This is a genomic window from uncultured Sphingomonas sp., assembly GCF_964237335.1.
GTDB lineage: Bacteria > Pseudomonadota > Alphaproteobacteria > Sphingomonadales > Sphingomonadaceae > Sphingomonas.
On record NZ_CAXSHM010000013.1, the window covers coordinates 60,613 to 85,805 of the forward strand.

General features: G+C 69.6%; 24 protein-coding genes. 13 read left to right on the plus strand and 11 right to left on the minus strand.

The annotated features are described in order from the left end of the window. Positions 1–8 precede the first annotated feature (8 nt). Entirely contained in the window at positions 9–1,127 is a 1,119-nt protein-coding gene (locus ACFE65_RS08570; protein WP_375381940.1) for a DUF11 domain-containing protein, read from the plus strand. Between the two features lie 65 nt (positions 1,128–1,192). Next, a complete protein-coding gene (locus ACFE65_RS08575; protein WP_375381941.1) occupies positions 1,193–6,250 on the plus strand; it encodes a hypothetical protein in 5,058 nt (1,685 codons plus the stop codon). A 57-nt stretch (positions 6,251–6,307) separates the two neighbouring features. Here the strand turns inward: ACFE65_RS08575 and ACFE65_RS08580 are convergent, their stop codons facing one another. Together ACFE65_RS08580 and ACFE65_RS08585 are read right to left on the minus strand one after the other, a co-directional pair. Then, entirely contained in the window at positions 6,308–6,658 is a 351-nt protein-coding gene (locus tag ACFE65_RS08580) for a hypothetical protein (RefSeq protein ID WP_375381942.1), read from the minus strand. 61 nt (positions 6,659–6,719) lie between these two features. After that, on the minus strand, positions 6,720–6,893 hold the full coding sequence (locus ACFE65_RS08585) for a hypothetical protein (RefSeq protein WP_375381943.1): 174 nt from the start codon (positions 6,891–6,893) through the stop codon (positions 6,720–6,722). Positions 6,894–7,096: 203 nt separating this feature from the next. Between ACFE65_RS08585 and ACFE65_RS08590 the strand changes: the two genes are divergently transcribed. Beyond that, complete coding sequence (locus tag ACFE65_RS08590) at positions 7,097–8,140, plus strand: sensor histidine kinase (RefSeq protein ID WP_375381944.1); 1,044 nt, start codon at positions 7,097–7,099, stop codon at positions 8,138–8,140. Between the two features lie 16 nt (positions 8,141–8,156). Next, the gene (locus tag ACFE65_RS08595) at positions 8,157–8,528 is read left to right on the plus strand and encodes a response regulator (RefSeq protein ID WP_375381962.1); all 372 of its coding nucleotides are present in this window, start codon (positions 8,157–8,159) and stop codon (positions 8,526–8,528) included. Positions 8,529–8,556: 28 nt separating this feature from the next. Here the strand turns inward: ACFE65_RS08595 and ACFE65_RS08600 are convergent, their stop codons facing one another. The 4 genes from ACFE65_RS08600 to ACFE65_RS08615 all read right to left on the minus strand — a co-directional run bounded on the left by ACFE65_RS08600 (position 8,557) and on the right by ACFE65_RS08615 (position 10,892). Next, positions 8,557–9,873: a hemolysin family protein gene (locus ACFE65_RS08600; RefSeq protein WP_375381945.1), complete on the minus strand. Its 1,317-nt coding sequence runs from the start codon at positions 9,871–9,873 to the stop codon at positions 8,557–8,559. Positions 9,874–9,989: 116 nt separating this feature from the next. Further along, positions 9,990–10,439: a nucleoside deaminase gene (locus ACFE65_RS08605; protein WP_375381946.1), complete on the minus strand. Its 450-nt coding sequence runs from the start codon at positions 10,437–10,439 to the stop codon at positions 9,990–9,992. A gap of 13 nt (positions 10,440–10,452) precedes the next feature. Then, the gene (locus tag ACFE65_RS08610) at positions 10,453–10,674 is read right to left on the minus strand and encodes a YqaE/Pmp3 family membrane protein (protein WP_375381947.1); all 222 of its coding nucleotides are present in this window, start codon (positions 10,672–10,674) and stop codon (positions 10,453–10,455) included. Next, complete coding sequence (locus ACFE65_RS08615) at positions 10,671–10,892, minus strand: hypothetical protein (RefSeq protein ID WP_375381948.1); 222 nt, start codon at positions 10,890–10,892, stop codon at positions 10,671–10,673. Before ACFE65_RS08615 ends, ACFE65_RS08610 begins: the two co-directional genes overlap by 4 nt. A gap of 171 nt (positions 10,893–11,063) precedes the next feature. Between ACFE65_RS08615 and rpmB the strand changes: the two genes are divergently transcribed. Both rpmB and ACFE65_RS08625 read left to right on the plus strand, forming a co-directional pair. Then, positions 11,064–11,375 (plus strand): 50S ribosomal protein L28, encoded by a 312-nt coding sequence (rpmB, locus tag ACFE65_RS08620; protein WP_375381949.1) that lies wholly within the window; start codon positions 11,064–11,066, stop codon positions 11,373–11,375. Positions 11,376–11,716: 341 nt separating this feature from the next. Continuing rightward, complete coding sequence (locus ACFE65_RS08625; protein WP_375381950.1) at positions 11,717–12,103, plus strand: glycine zipper 2TM domain-containing protein; 387 nt, start codon at positions 11,717–11,719, stop codon at positions 12,101–12,103. Positions 12,104–12,540: 437 nt separating this feature from the next. Here the strand turns inward: ACFE65_RS08625 and phbB are convergent, their stop codons facing one another. From phbB to ACFE65_RS08645, 4 genes are read right to left on the minus strand one after another with little or no spacing between them, the layout of a single operon-like run. Next, positions 12,541–13,263, minus strand: a complete 723-nt coding sequence (gene phbB / locus ACFE65_RS08630) for an acetoacetyl-CoA reductase (RefSeq protein WP_375381951.1) — start codon at positions 13,261–13,263, stop codon at positions 12,541–12,543. A gap of 29 nt (positions 13,264–13,292) precedes the next feature. Continuing rightward, positions 13,293–14,300 (minus strand): ferrochelatase, encoded by a 1,008-nt coding sequence (gene hemH / locus ACFE65_RS08635; RefSeq protein WP_375381952.1) that lies wholly within the window; start codon positions 14,298–14,300, stop codon positions 13,293–13,295. Next, positions 14,297–16,546 (minus strand): molybdopterin cofactor-binding domain-containing protein, encoded by a 2,250-nt coding sequence (locus ACFE65_RS08640; RefSeq protein ID WP_375381953.1) that lies wholly within the window; start codon positions 16,544–16,546, stop codon positions 14,297–14,299. The genes hemH and ACFE65_RS08640 overlap by 4 nt, the downstream gene beginning before the upstream one ends. 28 nt (positions 16,547–16,574) lie before the next feature. Further along, positions 16,575–18,269, minus strand: coding sequence for a class I adenylate-forming enzyme family protein (locus tag ACFE65_RS08645; protein WP_375381954.1), 1,695 nt, complete (start codon positions 18,267–18,269; stop codon positions 16,575–16,577). Positions 18,270–18,356: 87 nt separating this feature from the next. Here ACFE65_RS08645 and lgt point away from each other — a divergent pair, with 87 nt between their 5' ends. From lgt to pgeF, 3 genes are read left to right on the plus strand one after another with little or no spacing between them, the layout of a single operon-like run. Next, entirely contained in the window at positions 18,357–19,259 is a 903-nt protein-coding gene (lgt, locus tag ACFE65_RS08650) for a prolipoprotein diacylglyceryl transferase (protein ID WP_375381955.1), read from the plus strand. A 53-nt stretch (positions 19,260–19,312) separates the two neighbouring features. Next, a complete protein-coding gene (locus ACFE65_RS08655; RefSeq protein ID WP_375381963.1) occupies positions 19,313–20,314 on the plus strand; it encodes a class I SAM-dependent methyltransferase in 1,002 nt (333 codons plus the stop codon). Further along, positions 20,311–21,084 (plus strand): peptidoglycan editing factor PgeF, encoded by a 774-nt coding sequence (pgeF, locus tag ACFE65_RS08660; protein ID WP_375381956.1) that lies wholly within the window; start codon positions 20,311–20,313, stop codon positions 21,082–21,084. The genes ACFE65_RS08655 and pgeF overlap by 4 nt, the downstream gene beginning before the upstream one ends. A gap of 96 nt (positions 21,085–21,180) precedes the next feature. Here pgeF and ACFE65_RS08665 read toward each other — a convergent pair whose 3' ends face one another. Further along, entirely contained in the window at positions 21,181–21,561 is a 381-nt protein-coding gene (locus tag ACFE65_RS08665) for a VOC family protein (protein WP_375381957.1), read from the minus strand. Positions 21,562–21,658: 97 nt separating this feature from the next. Here ACFE65_RS08665 and ACFE65_RS08670 point away from each other — a divergent pair, with 97 nt between their 5' ends. The 4 genes from ACFE65_RS08670 to ACFE65_RS08685 all read left to right on the plus strand — a co-directional run. Beyond that, complete coding sequence (locus ACFE65_RS08670) at positions 21,659–22,981, plus strand: cystathionine gamma-synthase family protein (RefSeq protein WP_375381964.1); 1,323 nt, start codon at positions 21,659–21,661, stop codon at positions 22,979–22,981. Next, positions 22,978–23,499, plus strand: coding sequence for a phosphoribosyltransferase (locus ACFE65_RS08675; RefSeq protein WP_375381958.1), 522 nt, complete (start codon positions 22,978–22,980; stop codon positions 23,497–23,499). Before ACFE65_RS08670 ends, ACFE65_RS08675 begins: the two co-directional genes overlap by 4 nt. A 28-nt stretch (positions 23,500–23,527) precedes the next feature. After that, a complete protein-coding gene (locus tag ACFE65_RS08680) occupies positions 23,528–24,463 on the plus strand; it encodes an AEC family transporter (protein WP_375381959.1) in 936 nt (311 codons plus the stop codon). A gap of 205 nt (positions 24,464–24,668) precedes the next feature. After that, positions 24,669–25,193, plus strand: a 525-nt coding sequence (locus tag ACFE65_RS08685) for a hypothetical protein (protein WP_375381960.1), incomplete at its 3' end; no start/stop codon positions are given.

Consider the following 25,193-nt stretch of genomic DNA (forward strand, 5'->3'; position numbering starts at 1 on the left):
GAAAAACCATGTACACGAACCGACTAAGCCATATGCTCCTCGCTGGAACCGCGATCGTCGCGGGTGCCGGCGTCGCCCAGGCGCAGACCACCACGTCCGGCACCGCCGCCGGCACCGTCGTCAGCAATACCGCGCAGGCGAGCTTCACCGTCAACGGCTCGGTGCAGAATGCGACGTCCAACACCGCGACGTTCGTCGTCGATCGCAAGGTCAACCTGACGCTCGTCCCCACGCCGGCCACCAACACCCAGGTCAATCTGGGCCAGGCGGGCGCGGTGCTGACGTTCAAGCTGACCAACAACACCAACGGCACGCAGGACTTCATCCTGAACGCCGACCAGGTCGTTTCCGCCGGCCTCCTGCCCGGCACCGACAATTTCGACGCCGCGAACCTGAAGGTGTTCGTCGATTCGAACGGCAACGGCGTCTACGATCCGGGCGTGGACACCGCGACGTTCGTCGACGAGCTGCCCGAGGATGCCAGCGCAACCGTGTTCGTAGTCGGCGACATCCCGACTACCCCGGGCGCCAACCTGGCCTTCGTCGACCTGAAGGCGACGGTGGCAGCCGGCGGCACGGCAGGCACGCAGGGCGCCGCGCTGATGGCGACCGACCTCGGCGTCGCGAACCAGGACAATGTCGTCGACGTGGTGTTCGCGGACAACGATTCGGACGGTGCGTTGGGCGTGGACACGGCGCGCAACGGCCAGGCGCGAGCGTACCTTGCCTATGAAGTCGGTACGCACACCGTCGCCCTGTCGGTCGTCAAGACGTCCCAAGTCCTCTCCGATGGCGTGGATGCGACCAATCCCAAGGCACTGCCCGGCGCGGTCGTGCAATATTGCCTGACCGTCACCAACAGCACGTTGACCGTCCCGGCGAGCGGCGTCTCGTTGACGGACATGATCCCGGCCAACACCACCTACGTCCCCGGATCGATCAGCGTCGGCGGCATCGGCGCGGCCGGCGTCTGCGTGCTGAACGGCGTACCGGTCGCGGACGACGGTTCGACCACCGGACTTTACGGCGGATCGTTCAACGGCAGCACCAAGACGGTGACCGCCACGATACCGACGCTGGCCGGCGGCGCGTCCGTGGCGGCGGCCTTCCGCGTGACCGTCAACTAGACCCACCACCCCCGAAAGGAATCGTGATCCCGGCGCGCACCCCACGCGTCGGGAACTGACCCCGCATGCCCACCGCCCGGCATCTCGCACGCGCTGTAGCGCTCGTCCTCGCGCTGTCGGGCGTCGGCCTGGCCGCGCAGACGACGGTGTCCCATGTCGCCAATACCGCGACGCTCAGCTTCGCCGGCGATACCGGGCGAAACAGCGTCGCGTCCAACACCGTGTCGCTCGACGTCGCGCCCGCCAAGCGGCCGACCTCGTTCACCTTCCACCTGCTGCCCCCCGGCTATGAGCTCACCGGGCTGAAGTGCGAGACGCAGCCGGTGATGAAGTTTACGCCGGCCGTGATCGACGCGGACGTGCTCGCCAAGGCGCCGCTCCTGAACGCGATCGACGTCCATACCCCCTATATCATCGCGCTCGACGACCAGGGCGACAATCGCGACCCCACCGTGCGCGAGCGCATCGCGATCGCTGTCCAATTCGACGGCAAGACGACCATGTCGTCGCTCACCGAGACCGCGCCCGACAGCGGCGTCTTCGCCAGCGGCATCCCGGCCGGCGAAACGCACCCCGAACTCGCAGCCTGCGACCCGACCGTACAGCGCGGCCAGTCGGTGAGCGTCAGTTTCGCCGAGGATCAGTACAGCTACGCCTCGTCGCTCTCGTTGTTGATCGATCCCGCCGGCTTCGTCTTCGACTCGACCACCGCCGCGCTCGTTGACGGCGCCAAGGTGACGCTGCTCGACGCGAGCGGCCAGCCGGCGACGGTGTTCGGCGATGACGGCGTCAGCCGCTATCCGTCGAGCGTGGTGTCGGGCGAGGCGGTCACCGACGCCAGCGGCCGCACCTATCCCGCGATCACGGGCCGCTATCGCTTCCCGCTCGCGCCGCCTGGAACCTACACGCTCAAGGTCGAGCCGCCGAGCCCCTATGTCGCGCCGTCGACGCACGATCCGGCGCAGGTCGCCACGCTGAAGGACGCGACGGGCGCTCCGTACGTGCTGAACGCCGCGAGCTACGGCGGGACGCTGACGCTCGCCGATCAGCGGCCGTTCTACGCCGACATCCCCGTCGATACGGTCGCCGGCGCGATGGCCGCCGCGCCCTCGCTGATCCTCGCCAAGACGGCATCGGTCCGCCAGGCGTCGCCCGGCGATTTCGTCCAATATCATCTGACGCTCACCAACCGCGGGACCGGCGCGGCGAGCGGCATCCACATCGCCGACACGCTGCCCGTCGGCCTTCGCTACCAGCGCGGATCGACCCGCGGTGCGTCCGAACCGACGGTGGCGGCGGACGGGCGAACGCTCGACTTCCCGACAGCCACGCTGGCCGCAGCGGGAACGGTCGACGTCAGCTACGTCGTCTCGATCGCGCCGGGCGCGCCGGTTGGCGAGGCACTCAACCAGGCGCAGGCGACCGGCGGCGGGGGCGCGGCGAGCAACCAGGCGTCCGCGTCGGTCCGCATCCAGCCGCTGTTGTTCACCGATGCGCTGACGATCCTCGGCCGGGTGACGGCGGGTCCGTGCGGGCTTCCCGAGCGCCGGCGCGCGGGCGTGCCGGGCATCCGGCTGTTGATGGAGGACGGTACGTTCGTCGTCACCGACCGCGACGGCCTCTATCACTTCGAGGGCGTCCGCGCGGGCCGGCATGTCGTCGCGCTCGACGTCGCCAACATCCCGGGGAACCTGCGCCCGATCGCCTGCGAGCGCGACACCCGCCACGCCGGCAGCGCCACCGACCGCTTCGTCGAGAGTGCGGGCGGGCTGATCCAGCGCGCCGACTTCCAGCTGATCGCGACCGGCCGCACCGCCACCGCGACGGCCGCGCTGCCGATACCGACCGCCGACGATGCGGCCGCCGCCGGCAACCGCGACTGGCTCGCCGGTCAGACGCCGGGCGTCGACTGGCTGTTCCCCGCGATCGACCACAACCCGCGCGCGCCCGTTCTGCGCGTCGTCATCAAGCACCTGCCCAGCCAGCGCGTGGCGTTGACGGTCAATGACGAGCGGACCGATCCGCTGGCGTTCGACGGCACCGACGGCGACGCCCGGTCGGGCGTGGCGGTGTCCCGCTGGACCGGCATTCCGCTGGTGACCGGCGACAACAGGCTGGTGGCGCGCGTGCTGGCGGCGGACGGGAGCGTGGCCAAGCTGCTGGAGCGCGTCGTCCACGTCTCGGGCGAACCGCGGCGCGCCGACTTCGTCCCCGCCGTCAGCCGGCTGGTCGCGGACGGGATCACGCGGCCGCTCGTCGCGGTGCGCGTCACCGACAAGACCGGGCGGCCGGTGCGCGCGGGCACGCTGGTGCCGTTCAAGGTGGACCAGCCCTATGTCGCCGCGATCGAGGTCGAGCTGGAGCAGCGCCGCCAGCTTGCCGGCCACGACCGGTCCGCGACCGTGGCGCGCGTCGTCGGCGACGACGGCCTCGCGTTCATCGCGCTGCAGCCCACGACCCAAGCGGGCGCCGTCCACCTCGTCACCAGCTTCACCGAAGACAAGACGGTGCGCACCAGCGAGGTGCGCGCCTGGCTCGCCGCGTCGCAGAAGAGCTGGACGATCGTCGGTTTCGGCTCGGGCTCGCTCGGCTACGACACGCTCAGCCACCATGGCCAGGCACTTGGCGCGGACACGCGCCGCACGGTGACCGACGGCCAGCTCGCGCTCTATGCGAAAGGCCGCATCAAGGGATCGTGGCTGCTGACGATCGCCTATGACAGCAAGCACGCCTATGACCCCGATCGCGGCCTGCTCGGCACGATCGATCCCGACCGCTACTACACCGTCTATGGCGACGGTTCCGCGCAGGCCTATGACGCGCCCACACGCCGCAAGCTGTACCTCCGGCTGGAGCGGCGCCAGGCCTATGCGCTATTCGGCGACTTCGAAAGCGGCATGACCGAGGCGCAGTTCACCCGTTATTCGCGCACGCTGAACGGCGTGAAGGCGGCGTATGAGGGCGAGCACATCCGCGCGACCGGCTTCGCCGCGCAGAGCAGCTCGCGCTACGCCCGCGACGAAATCCAGGGGAATGGCCTGACCGGCCCCTACCGCCTGTCGGTCCGCGGCATCGTCCCCAACAGCGACAAGATCAGCATCGAGGTGCGCGACCGGTTCCGCTCCGAGCTGATCGTCTCCAGCCAGTTGCTGACCCGGCACATCGATTACGACATCGACACGGACCTTGGCACGGTGCGGTTCCGCTCACCCGTCCTTACCCGCGACCCGTCGCTCAACCCGATCTTCATCGTCGCGGAATATGAGGTCGAGAGCGGCCATACGGACCAGCTCGCCGCCGCGGGACGCGTCGCGGCCCGACTGGCGAACGGCGCGGTTCAGATCGGCGTGGGCGCGATCCGCGACCAGGCGGTCGGCAACGCCACCGTCATCGGCATCGACCTGAAGGCCAAGCTCGACCGCGCGACCGAAGTGCGCCTGGAAGTGGCTGCCGGTGGCCCCGGCGGTCTTAGCGCGGGCACCGCTGCGCTCGCTGAGATCGAACGCCGCAGCGGGCCACTCGACGTACTCGCCTATGCCCGGCGACAGGACAGCGGCTTCGGCGTCGGCCAGCAGAACGTCGTGGAGGCGGGCACGCGCAAGCTCGGCTTCGATGCCAGCCTGCGCATCGCGAACCAGCTGACGCTCGTCGCCACCGCCTGGCACCAGGACCAGCTCGACAGCCCCGGATCGCGCACCGCGGGCGAGCTTCGGCTCGATTGGCGGCGCGCGGCGGGCACGCTGTTCGTCGGCGCGCAATATGCCGCCGATCGCGGGCTCGACGGCGGCGACCGGACGTCGGCGTTGCTGACGCTGGGCGGCAGCCGCAGCTTCGACGGCGGCAAGCTGACGCTGTCGGGCCAGACGCAGGTCGCGCCCGGTGGCGCGGATTCGAGCGTCGACTTCCCTGTCCGCCACCAGATCGACCTTGCCTACCGGATCTCGCCGGGCATCCGCCTGATCGGCGGCTATGAGATCGCGAGCGGCAAGGACTTCGTCGCGCACACCGCGCAGGTCGGCTTCGACGTCTCGCCGTGGACGGGCGCGCGGCTGTCGTCAACGCTCGACCAGCAGGCGGTGGGCGAGGACGGGCGCCGGACGTTCGCGCAATACGGCCTCAACCAGTCGCTGCCGCTCGGCCGCCACTGGACGGTGGATGCGACGCTGGACGCCAGCACCACGATCAGCGGGCACATCAACTCCTCCGCGGCAGTCACGCCGTTCCAGCCGATCGCGTCGGGCGGCAGCCTGTCGACCGTCACCACCACCTCGTCCGGCACGCTGACGGGCATGGGCACGGACACGCAGACCAACGATCCCTATACGGCAGTGACGCTGGGCGCGACCTATCGGACCACGCTCTGGTCATGGAACGGCCGGATCGAGCATCGCGGCGGCGCGGGCGTCGAGCGCTGGGGCCTGACCAGCAACATGCTGCGCGCGCTGGGCCGCGGCAGCACGCTGGCGGGCAGCGTCAAGGCATATCGGATCGAGGATGCGACGGGCGCGGTCGCCTCCTCCGTCGCCGCCGACCTCGCGCTCACGCTGCGCCCGCTGGGCAGCCGCTGGTCGGTGCTGGAGCGGCTGCAGCTGCGCCACGAACATGCCGATGCGACCGTGACGGACGCCAACGTGCTCGGCGTCCCCGCCGTTGGCAACGACATGCAGACGACCGATCGGGTCATCAACAACGTGGCCGTCGATTATCAGGGCGGCGCGCGCGAGAACGGCCACGGCATCGAGGCGAGCCTGTATTACGGCGCCAAGTTCGTCCGCGGCCTGTTCGGCGACGACGTGTACGAAGGGTATGTGGACGTGATCGGCATCGACCTTCGCAAGGACGTCTCGACGCATGTCGACTTCGGGCTTCAGGGCTCGGTGCAGCACGCCTGGAGCGCGCATGCGCTGGCGTTCAGCGGCGGTCCGTCAGTGGGCTTCTCGCCGGGGGGCAATCTGTGGATCACCGCCGGCTACAACGTCAGCGGCTATCGCGACCGCGATTTCAGCGCCGACCGATATACCCGAGAGGGACCCTATCTGACCGCGCGGATCAAGTTCGATCGCATGGCGATCGCGGGCATCGGCGCAGCTGCGCGTTCGGTGTTGGGCATGGGCGCGAGGTGAAGCGCAAAGCCTTTGACGACCATACCCGCGTTCGGAACCGCGCAACTATTCGCTGCCCTATAGCGTACCGAAACCGGCCCACATCCGCTCGAGCATATCCTCAACGTCCGTCAACGCTATCGGTGCAAGAGTGATGACGTCATCCATATGCCCGCTACCGTCGCCGACGACCACACCGGTGTGACTCAGATGTGCGATCCTGCGCCTGGTGGCCTCTGGCTCACCTTCCGCCCTGGCGACCACCTCACCGACCGTGAACCGGCGTCCGTCCGCATCGGCGATGAACAGGATCAGGATGACGTCCCAGCCGTCAGAGGTGGATACACCCGACCCGAAGACCGATCGCTGCTCCGACCTCAACAGAAGCGCCAGTCTCGCCAGCTTGGCCGAACACCCCTGAGCGTTCATCGGACTCTCCCTGATGTGGACGACTAAACCACTATCGGCGAGATATGATCCCTCGGCTGGGTCAGGACCCTTGCGGCAGCGCGACGTAGCGACGGACGACATGCGCATGGGCGTCGCACAACAGCGCACCCAGCAGGAAATCGCCCTGCTCGTCGGCGATGGCGATCAGCGACATCAGCTTGTCGTCCATTTCCCGCAGTTGCGCTTTGAATTCCGCATCATCGGGCATCGCCATCGTCGTAACTCCAGTTGCAGCGCGGCGCAGTCTATCACATGACATTGCGGCGGCGCAGCACACAACGGTACGGATTTGGAAAATATCCCTGAACATTGTGGAGGTCGATGGCGCGGATGTTCGCCCGAGCCGCCGCCCCAAGAGACGTCATCCGGATGCGGGTCAACCGGGTTCGGTACGAGCTTCGGCAACGGGAAAGCTGGATGAGCCGAGCCCGATCGCTAATCACCTTCGACCGGGTGATGACATGGTCGCTCGCCCGCACGCCGCCGTTGCCCGCGCGGCTGGTGATCGCCACGCTGGTCGTCGTCGTCGTCGACATCATCCGCGCGCTGGTTGTGACCAGCCTGCTGCCGTGGCTCATGTTCATCCCCGCGGTCCTGCTCATCGCGCTCGCGATGGGGCGGCTGGCCGGCCTATACGCCGTGCTGCTGTCGGCGATCCTGGCGGGAGGGGTGATCGCCGCGCCGGGCCAGCGCTACTGGCTGACCGGCCAGCAATGGGTGGCGAGCATCATCTACGTCCTGGTCGTCAGCGGGGTGGCGGCGATCGCGGGCGAGTTGCGCGACGCGTTCCGCCGGTTGGCGACCGGTGCCACCGATCTCGCTGCGAGCAACGCGATGCTGGTCCAGCGCGAGGGACAGCTCGAACTCCTCAACCACGAACTCGGCCATCGGCTGAAGAACCAGCTTGCGATCGTCCAGGCGGTGGCCAGTCAGACGCTGCGTCAGTCGGGCGACCTGCACAGCGCCAACGAGGCGCTCGCCTCGCGTCTGGCGGCGCTCGGCCGCGCGACCGACGTGCTGACGCGCAGCGACTGGACCGCGGCGGACCTCCATACCCTGGCGCGCACCGCGCTCGCCTCGCATCAGAGCGTCGCCGGGCGGTTTCATTTCGCCGGCCCGACGATCCGCTTCGATCCCCAGATGTCGCTGGCGCTGACGCTCGCCTTCCACGAGCTGATGACCAACGCGATCAAATATGGCGCGTTGTCCAACGACAGCGGCCATGTCGAGCTCAGTTGGTCGGTCGGGGCGGGAGCGAATGCCGACGAGCCTCGTTTTGCCCTGCGATGGCAGGAGGTTGGCGGTCCCGAAGTCCGGCCGCCGACGCGCCGAGGGTTCGGTTCGGTGATGATCGAGCGGTCCCTCCGGTCCTATTTCCGGGGCGACACCGCGATCGCCTACGAACCGGCAGGGCTGATCTTCAGGATCGATGCGCCGCTCGGGAGCGCACAGGAAGGTTGATGGACGCGTGAAGACAATGGTTGAGAAAGCGGTGGCGAAGCGGTCGATCCTGGTGGTGGACGACGAGCCGCTTATCCGCATCAACCTCGCTGACTTCTTCGAGGACGAGGGTTTCGAAGTGTTCGAGGCGGACAGCGCGGATGCCGCCATACTGGTGCTCGAATCGCACCCCTCCATCCGCGTCGTGCTGACGGACGTGCAGATGCCGGGGTCGATGAACGGCGTGAAGCTCGCCCATTTCGTGCGCGAGCGCTTCCCGCCCACGCTGCTGGTCGTCGCTTCGGGCGCGGTGAAGCTCACGGCGGCGCAGCTTCCCGAGCACACGATGTTCGTCGCCAAGCCGTTCGATCCGCGATTCGTCCTCGACCAGATCGATCGGCTGAGCTGATCCGAGCCTAGCGGCGACTAATCCGCCGCTATCCCGCCATGCTCACCAGCAGCTTGTCGATCCGGCGTCCGTCGAGATCGACCACCTCGAACCGCCAGCCCTGTTCCTCGAAGCTCTCGCCTTCGGACGGCAGGTGCCGGAACGCCGCGAGCGCGAGGCCAGCGACTGTCGCATAATCGCGGTCCTCGGGCAGGTCGAGGCCCAGCCGCTCGGCCAGCGTGTCGGCGGCCGTCGTGCCCGCGACCAGCAGCGAACCGTCCGCGCGTTCGACGATCGACGGCTCCTCGTCCGGGTCCGTGTCCGACGCGAACTCGCCGGCGATGGCGGACAACAGGTCGGCGGGCGTCACCAGCCCCTCGAAATGACCGTACTCGTCATGGACCAGCGCCATCGGCACCTCGGCCAGGCGCAGCGCGTTCAGCGTGTCCATCGCGTCCAGATGGTCGGGAACGACGGTGGCGGTCCGCACCAGCGCGCGAAGCGAGATCGGCTCGCCCTTCAGCAGCGCCGACACCAGCTCGTGCGTCTGCACGACGCCGATCAGCGCGTCGATCGATCCTTCCGCCACCGGCAGCCGGGTATGCGGCACCTCGATCAGCGCACGGCGCACGCCCGCCTCGTCGAGGTCGGCATCGAGCCAGCACACCTCCGTGCGCGGCGTCATTACCTCGCGCACCGGACGATCGGCCAGCCGCACGACGCCCGAGATGATCGAGCGTTCATGCTCCTCGATCACGCCCGACTTGCTCGCCTCCGCGACGATCAGGTGCAGTTCCTCCGCGGTCACCTGATCCTCGTTGCCGCGCGACAGGCCGAGCAGGCGGAAGATCACCGCGCTGGTCCGATCGAGCGCCCACACCACCGGCGCGGTGCCGATCGCCAGCCAGCGCATCGGCACCGCCATCGCCGCCGCGATCGGCTCCGGGCTCCGGAGCGCGATCTGTTTGGGCACCAGCTCGCCGATGACGAGCGACAGGAGCGTCGTCACCCCGATCACCAGCGCGAAGCCCAGATGCTCGGCGGCATCCGGCGCCATCCCCGCCCGCGCCAGCCGCGCCGCGACCGGCTCACCCAGGCTCGAGCCCGAGAAAGCGCCGGCGAGCGTCGCGATCAGCGTGATGCCGATCTGCACCGTCGACAGGAACTTGCCCGGATCCGCCGCCAGCACCAGCGCCGCGCGCGCGCCCGAGCGGCGGCCGATCCGGCTGCCTCGCGCCATCGCCTCCAGCCGGGCCTTGCGCGACGAGACGATCGACAGCTCGCTCATCGCGAAAACGCCGTTCAGCAGGACGAGCGCCAGGATGATGACGACGTCGATCCATGGAAAGGGCGGAAGCGGGTTCATGACCTCGCCACCTTCCTTGCCGCAGCCGGGCGCTTTGGGCAACGGGCCATGCAAGTACGGCCGTCGATCCTTGGCATAGGTGCTATCTTGGCCGGCGCTTGATCCGCGGCGCCCGATCACCGCTTTGGTGCGAAGAACCCGTGCAACAATGCCGCCGCCTCACCCTCGCCGATGCCTGCGTAGACCTCCGGCCGGTGATGGCAGGTCGGCTGGCCGAAGAACCGCGGTCCATGTTCCACCGCGCCGCCTTTCGAGTCCGCCGCGCCAAAATAAAGCCGGGCGATCCGCGCATGGGCGATCGCGCCGGCGCACATCGCGCAGGGCTCGAGCGTCACCCACAGGTCGCAGCCGTCGAGCCGGTCGCGTCCCAGCTTCTCCGCCGCCAGACGGATCGCGCGCATCTCGGCATGGGCGGTCGGATCGTTCAGCGTGCGCGGCGCATTGGCGGCGACCGCCACGATCGTGCCATCGAGCACGACGGCCGCACCCACGGGAACCTCGCCCGCCACCCCGGCCTCATGCGCGACGTCGAGCGCGGCGCGCATCGGAGGGGGAAGCGGGAACATGCTGGCCGACCCGTCAGGTGGCGACGGGCCCGCTCCGACGCAGCAGCAGATACAGCGCGAACACCGCGCCGGGCACGAAGCCCAGCACGGTAAGCCCCGTACCGATCCAGAACTCACGTGGCCGGACAGCGGCGAGATGCAGACCGAGCGGCGGCACAAGCGCCGCGGCGGCGAGGTGGCCTGGGCGCCGTCCGGGCACATCGGCCACGGCCTCGTTCGGAGTGAGGGTGCTCACTGCGCTGGCGCCGTCGCGTTGGCCGGCTTCTGTACGCTGATCGTCGGCACGCTGACGGTCTTGGTCTCGGAGCCGACCGCGACCTTGCCGACGTTCATCTTGAACTCGGGCGCCTGCACCACCGCCTTCTTGGTCTGGTCGAAGTTGATCAACCCGAACAGCATCGCCACCACGAGCAGCACCACCGCCAGCCCCAACAGCGTCAGAATGAACCGCATCGTCGCTCTCCCCAAGGATGATACGGCTGCGTAACGCCCGTTCGCCGGTGAGGTTGCGCGCGATGTCCGTCAATCCCGGCCGGTTGACGATAGGCGTCGCGACCGTTAAGCGCGTCGCCTTTCCCGAGGTCGGTCGCCGGCGCGGGGCTTCGATCAATCAGGACGATCACCATGGCGCGTATCTGCGAGCTGACCGGCAAGGGCCGGATGGTGGGGAACAACGTTTCCCACGCCAACAACAAGACCAAGCGCACCTTCCTGCCCAACCTGCAGAACGTGACGCTGATCTCCGATGCGCTGGAGCGCTCGATCCGGCTGCGCGTGTCGACGCACGGGCTGCGCTCGGTCGAGCATAACGGAGGGCTGGACAATTGGCTGGTCAAGACCGGCGACGACAAGCTGTCGCTGCGCTGCCGCCGGCTGAAGCGCGACATCGTCAAGAAGCTCGGTTCGGTCGACACGAGTGAGACCCTCGCCGCCTGAATGATCGTCCCGTCCAAGTACGGGTTCTCCAAAAAGCAACGCCCGCCTTCCTGACGGAAGCGCGGGCTTTTTGCGTTTGGCAGATTAACGCCGCCGGCGGAGACGATTATCACACACGTGCGCAGCGGATCAGGCCGCGTGTCGCCGTTCCCTGCGATTACCAGAACGACCACGCTCGAAGATGGTTGCGTCGCAACGCTGTAGCGGGCTCGGCGGATCGGTCAGTGTGAACGGGCGATAACGAGCGTATTCAGCCTGCGATCAACGCGACTCAGGCAAAAGGCGGCTTCGACGGAGAACCGGTGGTTCGGTCCTCCGCCGGTGGAGCCGGAGTGACCGCCATGTTCAGAACGCTGATGCTGACGCTGACCACCGCCGCGCTGGGCGTGTCCGCGATCGCGATGCCGACGGCGGCAGGCGCGCAGCAATGGGGCGGCGACCGCTACGATCAGGCGTACGGCAACGCCTATCGCGACGGGTACAACCGCGGCCCGACTTACCGGGGCGGCTACAATGGTCGCGACGGTTATCGTGACCGGCGCTACGCCCCGCGCCGCTGCAACAGCGGAACGACCGGCACTATCGTGGGCGCGATCGCGGGCGGCTTGCTGGGCAATTCGATAGCCGGGCGCGGTGACCGGTCGCTGGGCACTATCCTGGGTGCGGGCGGCGGCGCGTTGGCGGGCCGGGCGGTGGGCCGGTCGGGCAACCCGCGCTATTGCCGGTGACGCGCTGCCGGCCGGACGGATCGCGCCGACGCCGCTGACCCCTTTTCCTCTTCTTCTCCCCGGTTGCGTATCGGGAGGAGCCCTCGCGTAGCGTATCGAGGGTGCGGGCCGGTTGTCGAAAGACAGCCGGCCCGTTTGTTCGGGCGCAGCGCGTCGCGGCGAAGCCGGACGGCGCGGTGCCGCGCAGCGGCAGCGCCCGAACCGGCCGGCGGGTCGCGCCAGCGAACCCGTTCGACGTCACGCCGGCGGCTTCGCTGTCGGTTTTCTTACTTCTGGTGAGCGTGTGCCTTCAGATAATAGAACGGAGAAGGCCGACGGCGAAGCCGCCGGCGTGACGTCGAACGGGTCAGGTTCGCCGCTCGCGCGGCTCCACTGCCCGTCGGCCGAGCCGGGCCGCGGCTTCGCCGGCGGCGCGGGCGTGGCCGCGCCTCGTCCCGTCAGTACATATGCTGCCCGCCATTGATGCTCAGCGTCGAGCCCGTCACGAACCCTGCCTCCTCCGAGCACAGGAACGTCACCCCGCGCGCGATCTCGGCCGCCTGGCCCAGGCGGCCGACCGGGATCCGGGCGACGATCTTCTCGAGCACATCGCCCGGCACCGCGGCGACCATGTCGGTGTCGACATAGCCGGGCGCGATCGCGTTCACCGTCACGCCCAGGCGCGCGCCCTCCTGCGCCAGTGCCTTGGTGAAGCCATGGATGCCGGATTTGGCGGCGGCGTAGTTCACCTGGCCATATTGCCCCGCCTGGCCGTTGATCGAGCCGATGTTGACGATCCGCCCCCATTTGCGCGCGCGCATGCCGGGGAAGGTGGCCTTCGCCATGTTGAAACAGCCGCCGAGGTTGACGCGCATCACCTCGTCCCAATCCTCGTGCGTCATCTTGAGGATCGTGCCGTCGCGGGTGATGCCCGCGTTGTTGACGACGACGTCGATCGGGCCGACCTCCGACTCCACCAGCGCGCAGCCGTCCTGACAGGCGTGGTAATCGCCCACATCCCACCGATAGGCCACGATGCCCGTGCGATCGGTGAAGGCTTTCGCCCGCTCCACGTCGCCGGCGTAAGTGGCGACGACCGTCATCCCCGCGCCATGCAGCGCCAGGCTGATCGCCTCACCGATCCCGCGCGTGCCGCCCGTGACGATCGCTACGCGTGCCATCCACTCTCTCCTATGTCGTTGCGACCAGGCTAGACGGCAGGAACCCACCCCGCAAGTTCCCGCGCGAGGATGCTGCGCAGCATCCGGAGCCCGACCGGCGCGTCGTTGAGGCATGGGAGGTAGGCGAAGTCGGTCCCGCCCGCCGCCATGAAGGTCTCGCGACCGCGGATCGACAGCTCCTCCAACGTCTCCAGGCAATCGGCGGAGAAGCCCGGCGCGAAGATCGCGACCTTCTTCACCCCCTCTCGCGCCAATCGCGCCAGCGTCTCGTCCGTCGCCGGCCCGAGCCATTTGGCGGGCCCGAAGCGCGACTGGAAGGCGACGGTCAATTGACGGTTCATCGCTTCGGACAGCAGCCGGGCGGTCTTCTGGCAGTGACAATGATACGGATCGCCCAGCGCCAGCGTGCGCTTGGGCATGCCGTGGAAGCTCGCGATCACCGCGTCGGGCGCGAACGGCAGCGCGGCGATCTCCGCCTCCAGCCGTTCCTTCAACGCTGCGATGTAGAGCGGGTCGTCATGATAGGGCGGCAGCGTGCGGAGGGCCGGCTGCCACCGCATGCCGGCGAGCGCCAGGAACGCCTTGTCGTTGGCGGTCGCGGTCGTCGCCGCGCAATATTGCGGGTACAGCGGCGCGAGCAGGATCCGCTCGCACCCCGCCGCCTTCATCGCCGCCAGACGGTCGGGGATCGACGGGTTGCCGTAGCGCATCGCCCAATCGACGCTGACGTCCGGCCCGAACGCGCCCTGCAGCCCCTGCGCCTGCAACCGCGTGAAGGCGGCGAGTGGCGAGCCGTCCTCCCGCCAGACCTGGCTGTACGCATGCGCCGACTTCTTCGGCCGCGTCGTCAGCACGATCCCGCGCAGGATCGGCTGCCAGGCGATGCGCGGCAGCTCCACCACGCGCCGGTCGGACAGGAACTCGGCGAGATAGCGGCGCACAGACCGCGTGTCGGCGGCGTCGGGCGTGCCGAGGTTGATGAGCAGCACGCCGATGCGGGGTGCAAGGATGGTGGGGTGGTTCGCGGGGAGGGTCACGCGGGCCCGAGTACCAGCGGCAGCGAGCGTAAGCGAGTGCCCGTCGCCGACCACAGCGCATTGGCGATCGCCGGCGCGACCGGGGGCACCGCGAGTTCGCTTACCCCGCCCGGCTCAGCCTCGCTGCGGATAAGCTCGACGGTGACGTCGGGGACGTCGGCGAGCCGCGGCAGGCCGAGGCTGCCGAAGCCATGCGCGTCCGGCAGGCCGGCGGTGTAGCCGGTCGCCGCGCCCAGCGCCTGCGCCATGCCGAACACCAACCCGCCCTCGATCTGCTGGCGGACCAGATCGGGGTTGATCGTCCGTCCGCAATCCACCGCCGCGACCAGCCGGTCGACCTTGATGCGACCGCCCTCGATCCTCGCCTCCGCCAGCACCGCGATGCGGCTGCCGCGGAAGGCATGGCATGCGATGCCCTGCCCGCTGCCGGATGCACCGCCGTCCCAGCCGCCCAGCGACGCCGCGGTCGACAGGCAGCGCGCGAGCCGGGGGTCGCCGCCCAGCGTGGCGATGCGATAGCTGAGCGCCTCCGTCCCCGCCGTGTGCGCCAGCTCGTCGACGAACGACTCGGTGAAGAAGCAGGTATAGCCGTGCGCGCCGCCGCGCAGGTGCCCGGTGGGCAGGCCCCCGAGACTGGCGGCATCGGCAGGGTGATGGTCGACCGCGAGCGCAGGGATGCGATACGGCGGCGCGGCGCCCGCGACGACATAGGGATCGCCCGTGCCGGCGAGCGCCAGTGCGGCGGCCACCACCGGGTCGCCGGAGAACAGCCGCTGCGCCAGCTCGCGCCCGGTCGAGGGCGCGGCGATACGCGCCTCCCACGCCGCGATCTGGCCGCTCGGTCCCAGCCGCGCCGCAAGCTTCGCGAGCGCCGGTGGCCGCACTGCGTCGCGGCGCAGGTCCTCCGCGCGCGACCAGCTGAGCTGCACCGGGCGCCTGAGCCTGACCGCCAGCACCGCCGCCTGCACCGCCGCGCCCGTCTCCAGCGCCGCGCCGAACGAGCCGCCGATCAGCATCGGGTGGACCGTCACCTGCGCCGGCGACACGCCGATCGCGGCGGCGGCCGCATGCCGCACGGCGACGGGCGCCTGGGTCGGCAGCCACAGCTCCAGCCGCCCGTCGTGCCAGCGTGCGGTCGCCGCGACGGTCTCGATGCTCGCGTGGACGCCGGGCGCGACGCGATAGGTCGCGGCGATCAGGTGCGCGGCGCGGAACTGGCCGGCGACGTCACCGACTGCGACCATACGCTCTCCCGGCCCCGCGAGCGCGGCCTCCAGTGCGGCGTCGATGCCGGCGGTCGTGACGAGCCGTCCCCGCGTCTCGAACCGCGGCGCCAACGCGTCGAGCGCGCGATCGGCCGCCCACCAGTCGGTCGCGACCGCCGCCACCCAGCCTGGTGCCTCCACCACCTCCAGCACGCCGCGGATGCGGTTCGCCGCCGCCTTGTCGGTGCGCACCAGCCGCGTATCGCCGATCGGCCCCGATCGGGTGCTGGCGAACACCATGTCGGGCAGGCGGATGTCGGCGGCGAACTGCGCGGAGCCGTCCACCTTGGCGGGCACGTCGAGCCGGGGCAGCGGCTTGCCCGACAGGCGATCAGGTCCGGAACCACGGAACGTCAGCGGATTGGGCAGCGCTTCGCCCGCGGCGACGGCGGCAAGCTCTCCGAACCGCAGCCGCTGCGCACCATGCGTGACGAAGCCCGCGTGCGTGTCGCAATCGCGCCAGTCGACGGCCCAGCGCCGCGCCGCCGCCTTGCACAGCAGCGCCCGCGCGCCCGCGCCCGCTTGGCGACACGGCCCCTCGAACATGCGGACCGAGGTGGAGCCTCCGGTCAGCATCCAGTCCGCATCGGTCGCGTGGCGGGCGAGGGCGCCGTGAGGCAGCGCGCCTAGCGTTCCCTCCAGCAGTTCGTCGAGCGCCAGCGGATTGGCGTAGAGCGGGTTGGGGGGCGCGGCTTCGACGCCGACGGTGCGCCAGTCCGCGCCCAGTTCGTCCGCCACGATCTGCGCGAGCGCGGTCCAGGCACCTTGCCCATGCTCGGCCTGCGGCACCGCGACCGTCACCTGTCCGTCCTCGGCGATCTTCAGCCAGGCGCCCAGGATCGTCTCGCCCGGCGCGGCTGACAGGTTGGAGCCGTACGCTCGCGGCCACACCGCCCAGCCGACCAGCAGCCCCGCGCCGACGCCGCCGGCGATCAGCAGCGTGCGGCGGTCGACGGCTCCGGTCTCGGTGGCGCGCTTCATGGCCGTCCGCCCAGCATCGTGTCGGGCGTCACGCCGCCCGCGCCGCATCCTCCGCCGCCGCGACCGTGCGATAGGTTGCGCGCAGGCTCACCTTGTCGATCTTCTCCGTGCCGAGCCTCGGCAGCGGATCGCGCACGATCCAGATTCGACGCGGGATCTTGAACCCGGCGATGTTCGTGTCGAGGAAGGCGATCAACCCGGCCGGCGTCAGGATGGCGCCGTCCGCCGGGCAGACCACCGCGCCCGGCACCTCGCCGAACCGCTCGTCGGGCAGGCCGAACACCGCGCATTCGGCGACGGCCGGGTTCTCGTACAGCGCGTCCTCCACCTCCTGACAGCTGATGTTCTCGCCGCCGCGGATGATGATGTCCTTCTTGCGGTCGACGATGAACAGATAGCCGTCCTCGTCGAGATAGCCGAGATCGCCCGAGCGGAACCAGCCGTCGGACGTGAACGCCGCCGCCGTTGCCGCCTCGTTGCCCCAGTATCCGCGCGCGTTGCAGATGCCGCGGATCGCGATCTCGCCCGTCGTGCCCTGCGCGACCTCGGTCCCTGCGTCGTCGAGGATGCCGATCTCGACGAGCGGCTTGGACGGACGACCTGCGGAATGCGGCTTGGCGAGATAGTTGCCGCGCAGATTGAGGACCCCCGTCGAATTGGTCTCGGTCAGCCCGTAACCGATCAGCGGCGCCCCGCCACCCATCTCCTCCTGGATCCGGCGGACGTGCTCGGCCGGACGGGGCGCGCCGCCCGCCGCGAAATCGGTGACGCTGGACAAGTCGTAGGAGCCGCGATTGGGATGGGTCAGCATCTCGTAGCTCATCAGCGGCACGCCGATGAAATAGGTGACGCGCTCGGCCTGGATCAGCCGCATCGCCTCCTGCGCGTCCCACTTCGCCATCAGCACCATCTTGCGCCCCAACGCGAAGCTCTGGAGCAACATCGGCACCATGCCGGTGACGTGGAATAGCGGCAGGTTGACCATCGTCGCCGGCTGGCCGGTCGGCGCCATACCTGCCTCGGTCGCAAGGCCCAGCATGACGAGCGCCGACGACAGGAAGCAGTACACGCCCTGGATGACCGCGCGATGGTCCGAAAAGGCGCCTTTGGAAACGCCCGTCGAGCCCGACGTGAACAGGATGGTGGCAAGGTCGTCCGCACCGATGTCGGGCAACGCGGCAATGGCGGAGCCCAGCACGGACAAGGCCTGCGCCAGCGGCAGGCGATCGTCGACGACCATCAATTCCATGCTCGCACCGTCCAGCCGTAAGGCGCGCGGCGGATCGGCGAACACCAGGCGGCAGCCGACGTCGGCGATCGCGTGGCGCAGCTCGGCCGACTGCCACCAGCCGTTGAGCAGCGTCGCGACGCCGCCCGCCATAACGATCCCCATGTAGAGCACGACCCAGGACGACGAGTTGCGCATCGCGATGCCCACCCGATCGCCCTTGGCGACGCCGCGCGCCACGAGCGCGGCCGCCACCTGCTGCGCGGCCGCATGCACCTGCGCGAACGTCAGCCGTTCGTCGCCCGACACCAGGAAGGTCGCGTCGGCATGCTGCGCGACATGATGGGCGAAATAGGCGGGCAGCGTCGCCGGCACGCCCTCGATCGTCGGCAACGCCCGCCCGAACCGCTCGATCCGGCCTAGCTGGAGCTGGCCGCCGGGGCCCGTCAGCCGGCCCAGCATGCCATCCATCGCGTCGTCGAGGGCCGTGCGCATTACGCTCTCCACTTGGTCTTGTCGCTTGCCCCACCTATGGGAGCTTCACGCGCCTCTTATGGAAGCGGTAAAGCCCGGGGAAGAGCCTTGATTCTGTCAATCGCCGCGCCGGCCGCAGTTCAGGCGGCCGGCCACCTCCGGTTCGACCAGCTCGGGCTCAGTCCGGTGATCTTCTCGATCGGGCGGTTCAGCCTGCGCTGGTATTCGATCGCCTATATCGGCGGCATCGTCCTCGGCTGGTGGTACCTGCTGCGCCTGCTCGCAAGGCCGGGAGCGCCGATGGCGCGGCGGCATGCGGATGATCTGGTGTTCTATGTGACGCTCGGCATCATCCTGGGCGGGCGGATCGGCTATGTGCTGTTCTATGGCTTCGACGGCGGTTACTTCAGCAATCCGTTGCGCATCCTGAGGCTCTGGGACGGCGGCATGTCGTTCCACGGCGGGCTTGTCGGCGTGATGCTCGCTATGTGGCTGTTCGCACGGAAGGAAGGCCTGCCGCTGCTGCGACTGTACGACTATGTCGCCTGTGTCGCGCCGATCGGCCAGTGTTTCGGGCGCCTCGCGAACTTCGTGAACGGCGAGCTGTGGGGCAAGCCGAGCCAGGTGCCTTGGGCGATCGTCTTCCCCAACACGGTGCCGGCGGGCCTGATCGAACCCGCGCGTCATCCCAGCCAGCTGTACGAGGCGCTGGGAGAGGGCGTGCTGCTGTTCCTGATCCTCGCCTTTCTCTTCTATCGCACGCGGGCGCGGTACCAGCCGGGCTTCCTCGTCGGCGCGGGGCTCGCCGGCTTCGGGGCGATCCGCTTCGTGCTGGAAGGCTTCCGCGAGCCGGACGCGCAATTTCGTGGGACGATCATCGAGGCGAGCGGCATCCACATGGGCCAGTGGCTGTGCCTGCCGATGGTCCTGATCGGTGCCTATCTGATCGCCACCGCGCCCGGTCGCCGCCAGCGCGTGGAACCGATCGCGGGCAGCGCAAGCGTCGCGTGACGGACGGTGCGCTGCCCGACCGGCTCGCCCGCGCGATCACGCTCGCCGGGCCGATGTCGGTCGCGCAGTACATGGCCGCCGCCAACGCGCATTATTACGCGACGCGCGATCCGCTGGGCGCGGGCGGCGATTTCACCACCGCGCCCGAGATCAGCCAGATGTTCGGCGAGCTGATCGGGCTGTGGTGCGCGGACCTGTGGGATCGCGCCAAGAAATCCGATGGCACCCGCCCCGAGGTCGCCTGGGTCGAGCTCGGCCCCGGCCGCGGCAGCCTCGCCGCCGACGCGCGCCGGGCGATGACGAAGGCGGGCCTCGCGCCGCCGATCCACCTGGTCGAGACCAGCCCGGTGTTGCGTGGCCGCCAGGCGGAGCGGTTGCCCGATGCGACCTGGCACGACGCGGTCGACACGCTGCCCACCGATCGCCCGCTGCTCGTCGTCGCCAACGAGTTCCTCGATGCGCTGCCGATCCGCCAGTTGGTGAAGCGCGCCGGGCGCTGGCACGAGCGGATGGTTGCCTGCCAGGACACGCTGTTCCTGCCGGTCGCGGGCGCGGCGGTGCCCGATGCGATCATCCCCGAACCGTTGCGCGCCGCACCGGACGGATCGATCATCGAGACGTCGCCAGCCTCGGTCGGCGTCGTGCGCGCGCTCGCGGACCGGCTGGCGCGGCAGGGCGGCGCGCTGCTGCTGATCGACTATGGCTACGAAGGCCCCGCGGTCGGCGACACGCTGCAGGCGGTGCGCGGCCATGCCTATGCCAACCCGTTCGAGGAACCGGGCGAGCGCGACCTGACCGCGCACGTCGATTTCGCCACCCTCGCCGCCGCCGCGCAGGCGCAAGGGACGTTCGCGTTCGGCACCGTCGGCCAGGGCGCGTTCCTGCGGGCGCTCGGCATCGACGCGCGCGCCGCGGCGCTTGCCCGCGCGCACCCGGACGCCGCCGCAGAGGTGGAGGCCGCACGCGAGCGGCTGGTGGGCGCGATGGGCGAGCTGTTCCGCGTCCTGGCGCTCGTCGCTCCCGGCTGGCCGGCGCCTGCCGGGTTCGCCGCATGAGCGTCGAGGCGATCCGCGCGCGGACGCTGGCCGGCATCCCGCACGGCTTCCTCGGCCGGCACGGCGGCGTGTCGACCGGCGTCTGCGCAGGCCTGAACGTCGGTGTCGGCGCGGGCGACGATCCGGCGGCGGTGGCGACGAACCGGCGGCTGGCGGCCGAGGCGATCCTGCCGGGCGCCGTCCTCCTCACCCCCTATCAGGTCCATTCCGCGGACGTGCTGACCGTATGCGCGCCGTTCGACCCGTTCTCCGACGCCCGGCCGCGCGCCGACGCGCTCGTCACCGACCGGCCGGGGCTGCTGATCGGCATCCTGACCGCCGACTGCGCACCGGTGTTGCTGGCGGATCGGGCGGCGGGCGTCGTCGGCGCGGCGCATGCCGGGTGGAAGGGTGCGCTTGCCGGCGTCACCGACGCCACGATCGCCGCGATGGAGGCGCTGGGCGCGCGGCGCGAGCGGACCGTCGCCGCGATCGGGCCGTGCATCGGCCAGGCGAGCTACGAGGTCGACGACGCCTTCGCCGCGCGCTTCGCGGCCGACGATCCCGCGACCGAACGCTTCTTCCTGGAAGCTCGCGCCGGCCACCCGCGCTTCGACCTGGAAGGCTATGTCGCCCACCGGCTCGCGACGGCGGGGCTGACCCGGATCGAGGCAATGGGCCTCGACACCTATCGCGACGAAGCGCGCTTCTTCAGCTACCGCCGCGCGACCCATCGGAGCGAGCCGGGCTACGGCCGCCAGGTCAGCGCGATCGCGGTCGGCGATGCCTGACCTCCGTTTGTCACCCCGGGCTTGACCCGGGGCCCCGCTATTCTTGCAAGCAGTAGAAGCGGGACCCCGGCTCAAGGCCGGGGTGACGGGTTGGACCTACCGCGTCGCGATATCCTCCGGCGCGCTTAGTTGCGCCACCACCAGCCCGTTGCCGTCGGGGTCCTTCAGCATCGTGAACCGGCCCCAGGGCTGTTCCTCCACCGACGAGCATGCCGCCCCCGCCGCGGTCATCCTCGCGTGCTCCGCCTCGATATCCGCAACACCGAACAGCAGGCCGTGCAGGCTACCCGGTGTCATCGCGTCATACCAGTCGACCAGCGCCACCGTCGCGCCGCCGTCGGCAGGCTGCAACTGGAGCCAGCGCATCCCGGGGCCCATCGGCGCGTCGGTCATGACATGCAGGCCGAGCACGTCCGTATAGAAGGCCAGTGCCCTCTCCTGATCCGCCACCGGAACCGACACCACCGCGACCGCCATCGCCCGCCCCCTTACTCCGGCCGGGGTACCGCACCCGAGCCTTCGGCGTTAGTAGCATCGCACGACCCCGTGCGGGAGCCCAACCATGGCCTATGACATGAGCGACGACGAGACGGAGGCCGACATGACCGGCGTACCTGTAGCGGGTGGCAAGCCCCGCCCCGGCGTCACCGAACTGAACGGCCGCAAGCTGAAGGCCTCCACGCTGATGATGGGCCACGGCTTCGATCCCGCGCTGTCGGAAGGCAGCCTGAAGCCGCCGATCTTCCTCACCTCCACCTTCGTCTTCCCCAATGCCGCGGCGGGCAAGCGGCATTTCGAGGGCGTGACGGGCAAGCGGCCGGGCGGCGCCGAGGGCCTCGTCTACTCGCGCTTCAACGGGCCGAACCAGGAGATACTGGAAGACCGGCTGGCGATCTGGGAAGAGGCGGAGGACGCGCTCGCCTTTTCCAGCGGCATGTCGGCGATCGCGACGCTGTTCCTCGCGACCGTCCGCCCCGGCGACACGATCGTCCATTCGGGGCCGCTGTATGCCGCGACCGAGACGCTGATCGCGCGCGTGCTCGGCCGGTTCGGCGTCCACTGGCTTGACTTCCCGGCCGGCGCCAACCCTGACGAGATCGAGGCGGTGATGCAGAAGGCCGCGTCGGGCCGGGTCGCGCTGATCTACCTCGAAAGCCCCGCCAATCCGACCAACGCGCTCGTCGACGTCGAGGCGGTCGCCGCCGCGCGCGACAAGGTGTTCGCCACCGCCGCGGAGAAGCCGCCGATCGCGATCGACAACACGTTCCTGGGGCCATTATGGCACCAGCCGCTGAAGCACGGCGCCGACATCGTCATCTACAGCCTCACCAAATACGCCGGCGGCCATTCAGACCTGGTGGCGGGCGGGGTGCTGGGCAGCAAGGCGCAGATCGACACGATCCGCTCGATGCGCAATACGATCGGTACGATCTGCGACCCCAACACCGCCTGGATGCTGCTCCGCTCGCTCGAAACGCTGGAGCTCAGGATGAGCCGCGCGGGCGAGAATGCGGTGAAGGTCTGCGGCTGGCTGCGCGACCATCCCAAGGTTGACCGCGTCGGTTACCTCGGCTTCCTGGCGGAGGACGAAGGCCGGCAGGGCGACATCTACCGCCGCCACTGCACCGGGGCGGGCTCCACCTTCTCGCTGTACCTGAACGGCGGCGAGGCGGAGAGCTTCCGCTTCCTCGACGCGCTCAAGATCGCCAAGCTCGCGGTAAGCCTGGGCGGGACCGAGACGCTGGCGAGCCACCCCGCCAGCATGACGCACCTGTCGGTGCCCGACGCGCGCAAGGCGAGCATGGGCATCACCGACAACCTCGTCCGCATCTCGATCGGCGTCGAGGACGCGGATGACCTGATCGCGGACATGGAACAGGCGCTGGCGGCGGTATGACGATCTTCACGCCCATCGAACACGACGACATGGTGGCGGGGGTCACGGCGCTGGCGGCGGCCATTGCCGAGGATGCCGTGCATTGGCAGCCAACCTACCTCATCGGCATCGGCCGCGGCGGGCTGGTGCCGGCGGTGTTCCTCAGCCACGCCACCGGGTTGCCGATGCTGTCGGTCGACTTCTCGGGCCAGGTGGCGGACTTCGCGCGTGAGGCGTTGACCAGGCTCGCGGGCCGCGCGGCGGGTGGCGAACGATTGTTGTTCCTAGACGACATCAACGACTCGGGCCGCACGATCGGGTTGCTGCGGCGACTGCTGGCGGAGGCGGGCGCCCCGGCGGGCAATATCCGCTTCGCCACGCTGATCGACAATCTCGGCTCGGCGCAGCGGGTCGACTATGCCGCGCGCACGATCGACCGGGCGGTCACCAAGGACTGGTTCGTGTTCCCGTGGGAGGCGATGGCGCCGGGCACCGCGATCGCCGCCGACGCCGCCGAGGTGCCGGAGCGGGTCGCCTGAGCGCGGCCGGCCGGCGGGAAACTCCGCGATGCTGACCGTGTTGGGCGCGGTGCTGCCGCTGTTCGCGACCATACTGGCCGGCGCGGGCCTCGCACGCTGGCGGCGGCTGGGCGATGCGGCGGTGGGCGCGCTCAACACCTATGTTGTCTGGCTCGCGCTGCCGGCGCTGTTGTTCGACTTCGTCGCCGAGGCGGACTGGGCGAGCCTCGACCAGCCGGGGTTCGCGATCGTCTTCGGCGGCAGCGCGTTTGGCATCTTCGCGCTGTCGTGGTTCGCCTCGCCGTGGCTGACGGGACGGCGCCAGTCGCTCGCGCATCGCTCGCTCGAGGCGCTGACCGCCGGTTACGCCAACACCGCCTTCATGGGCATCCCGCTCGCCGCCACGTTGTTGGGGCCGGCGGGACTCGCCGCGGCGGTGATCGCCAGCCTGGTGACGGTCTGCGCGCTGTTCGCGTTGAGCGTCACGCTGGTCGAGGTCGATCGCGGGCGCGGCGGTCCGCGCGGGCAAGTGCTGCGACGGACGGTGGGCGCGGTGGCGCGCAACCCGATCGTCGCGGCGCCGGTCGCGGGCGTGCTGTGGGCGGTGAGCGGGCTCGCGCTGCCGGCCCCGGTGAGCGCGCTCCTCAAGATGCTGGGCGGATCGGCGACGCCGGTGGCGCTGGTGACGATCGGGATGTTCCTGGTCCAGCCGAGCGGGCGGGCGGGGACGCGCGAGCTGACCACCGCGCTGGTGCTCAAGCTGGTCGGCCAGCCGCTGCTGGTGGCGGCGCTGCTGCTCGTCGTGCCGCTCGACCACATCCACGCCGCCGCCGCGCTGCTGCTCGCCGCGCTACCCACCGGCACCGGCCCGTTCATGGCCGCACGGCTTTATGGCGAGGAGGTGACGCTTGCGGCGCGGGCGACGCTGATCGGGACGGTGCTGTCGGTGGGGAGCGTGTCGGTGCTGGCGTGGTGGGTAGGGTGAGCACCCCTCCGCGCCGTTCGTCTCGAGCGGGATCGAGAGACCTGGGGCAAAGCGCGTGGCACGGTGTCTCGACTTCGCTCGACACGAACGGTTGGAGGGAAGGTCCGATCGACAGCTCTGAAGTCCCTGAAGTCACGCCGTCGTCGCGTAAGCGAGGAAAGGTGACGGCTGGCGGATGACAGACGTACCGTTTAGCACCGCTTGCATGGGTGACATTCACAGCAGGATCATCGCCACTGCTGCAAAGGCCGAGTTGGCTTCGCTCGGCTTTCGGCAGAAGGGCCGATCTCGCCTGTGGCTCGCTGATCGCGGTTCGTGGCTAAACGTGGTCGAGTTCACGCCAAGTAGGTGGTCAAAGAGCGTATCTCTGATGAATGCAGCTCATTGGCTCTGGGTCGGTGCCGGCTTCATGAGCTACAATGAAGCTGTCTCCTCCAAATGCCATGCGGAGTTCGAGACGGAGGATCAGTTTCGAACCGCAGCAAGTCAAATCGCCAAGATCGCTCGCATCAACGCTGTGGCGATAGACGAACGGTTCTCGTCTTTTAACGCGATCGCCGACTTCGTTGTCGAACGTGCGCGGAGTAGCCCAGGTCGGTTAGGGCCAAGCTGGTGGGGTTACGAAGCGGGCATTGCCTTGGGGTTGGCCGGAAGGTCCGAAGAAGCGGGCTGCTTGGGACTGTCCGGATTTCCGTGTGTGGGCGGGCATAATGGGTACGAGGAGTTCCCC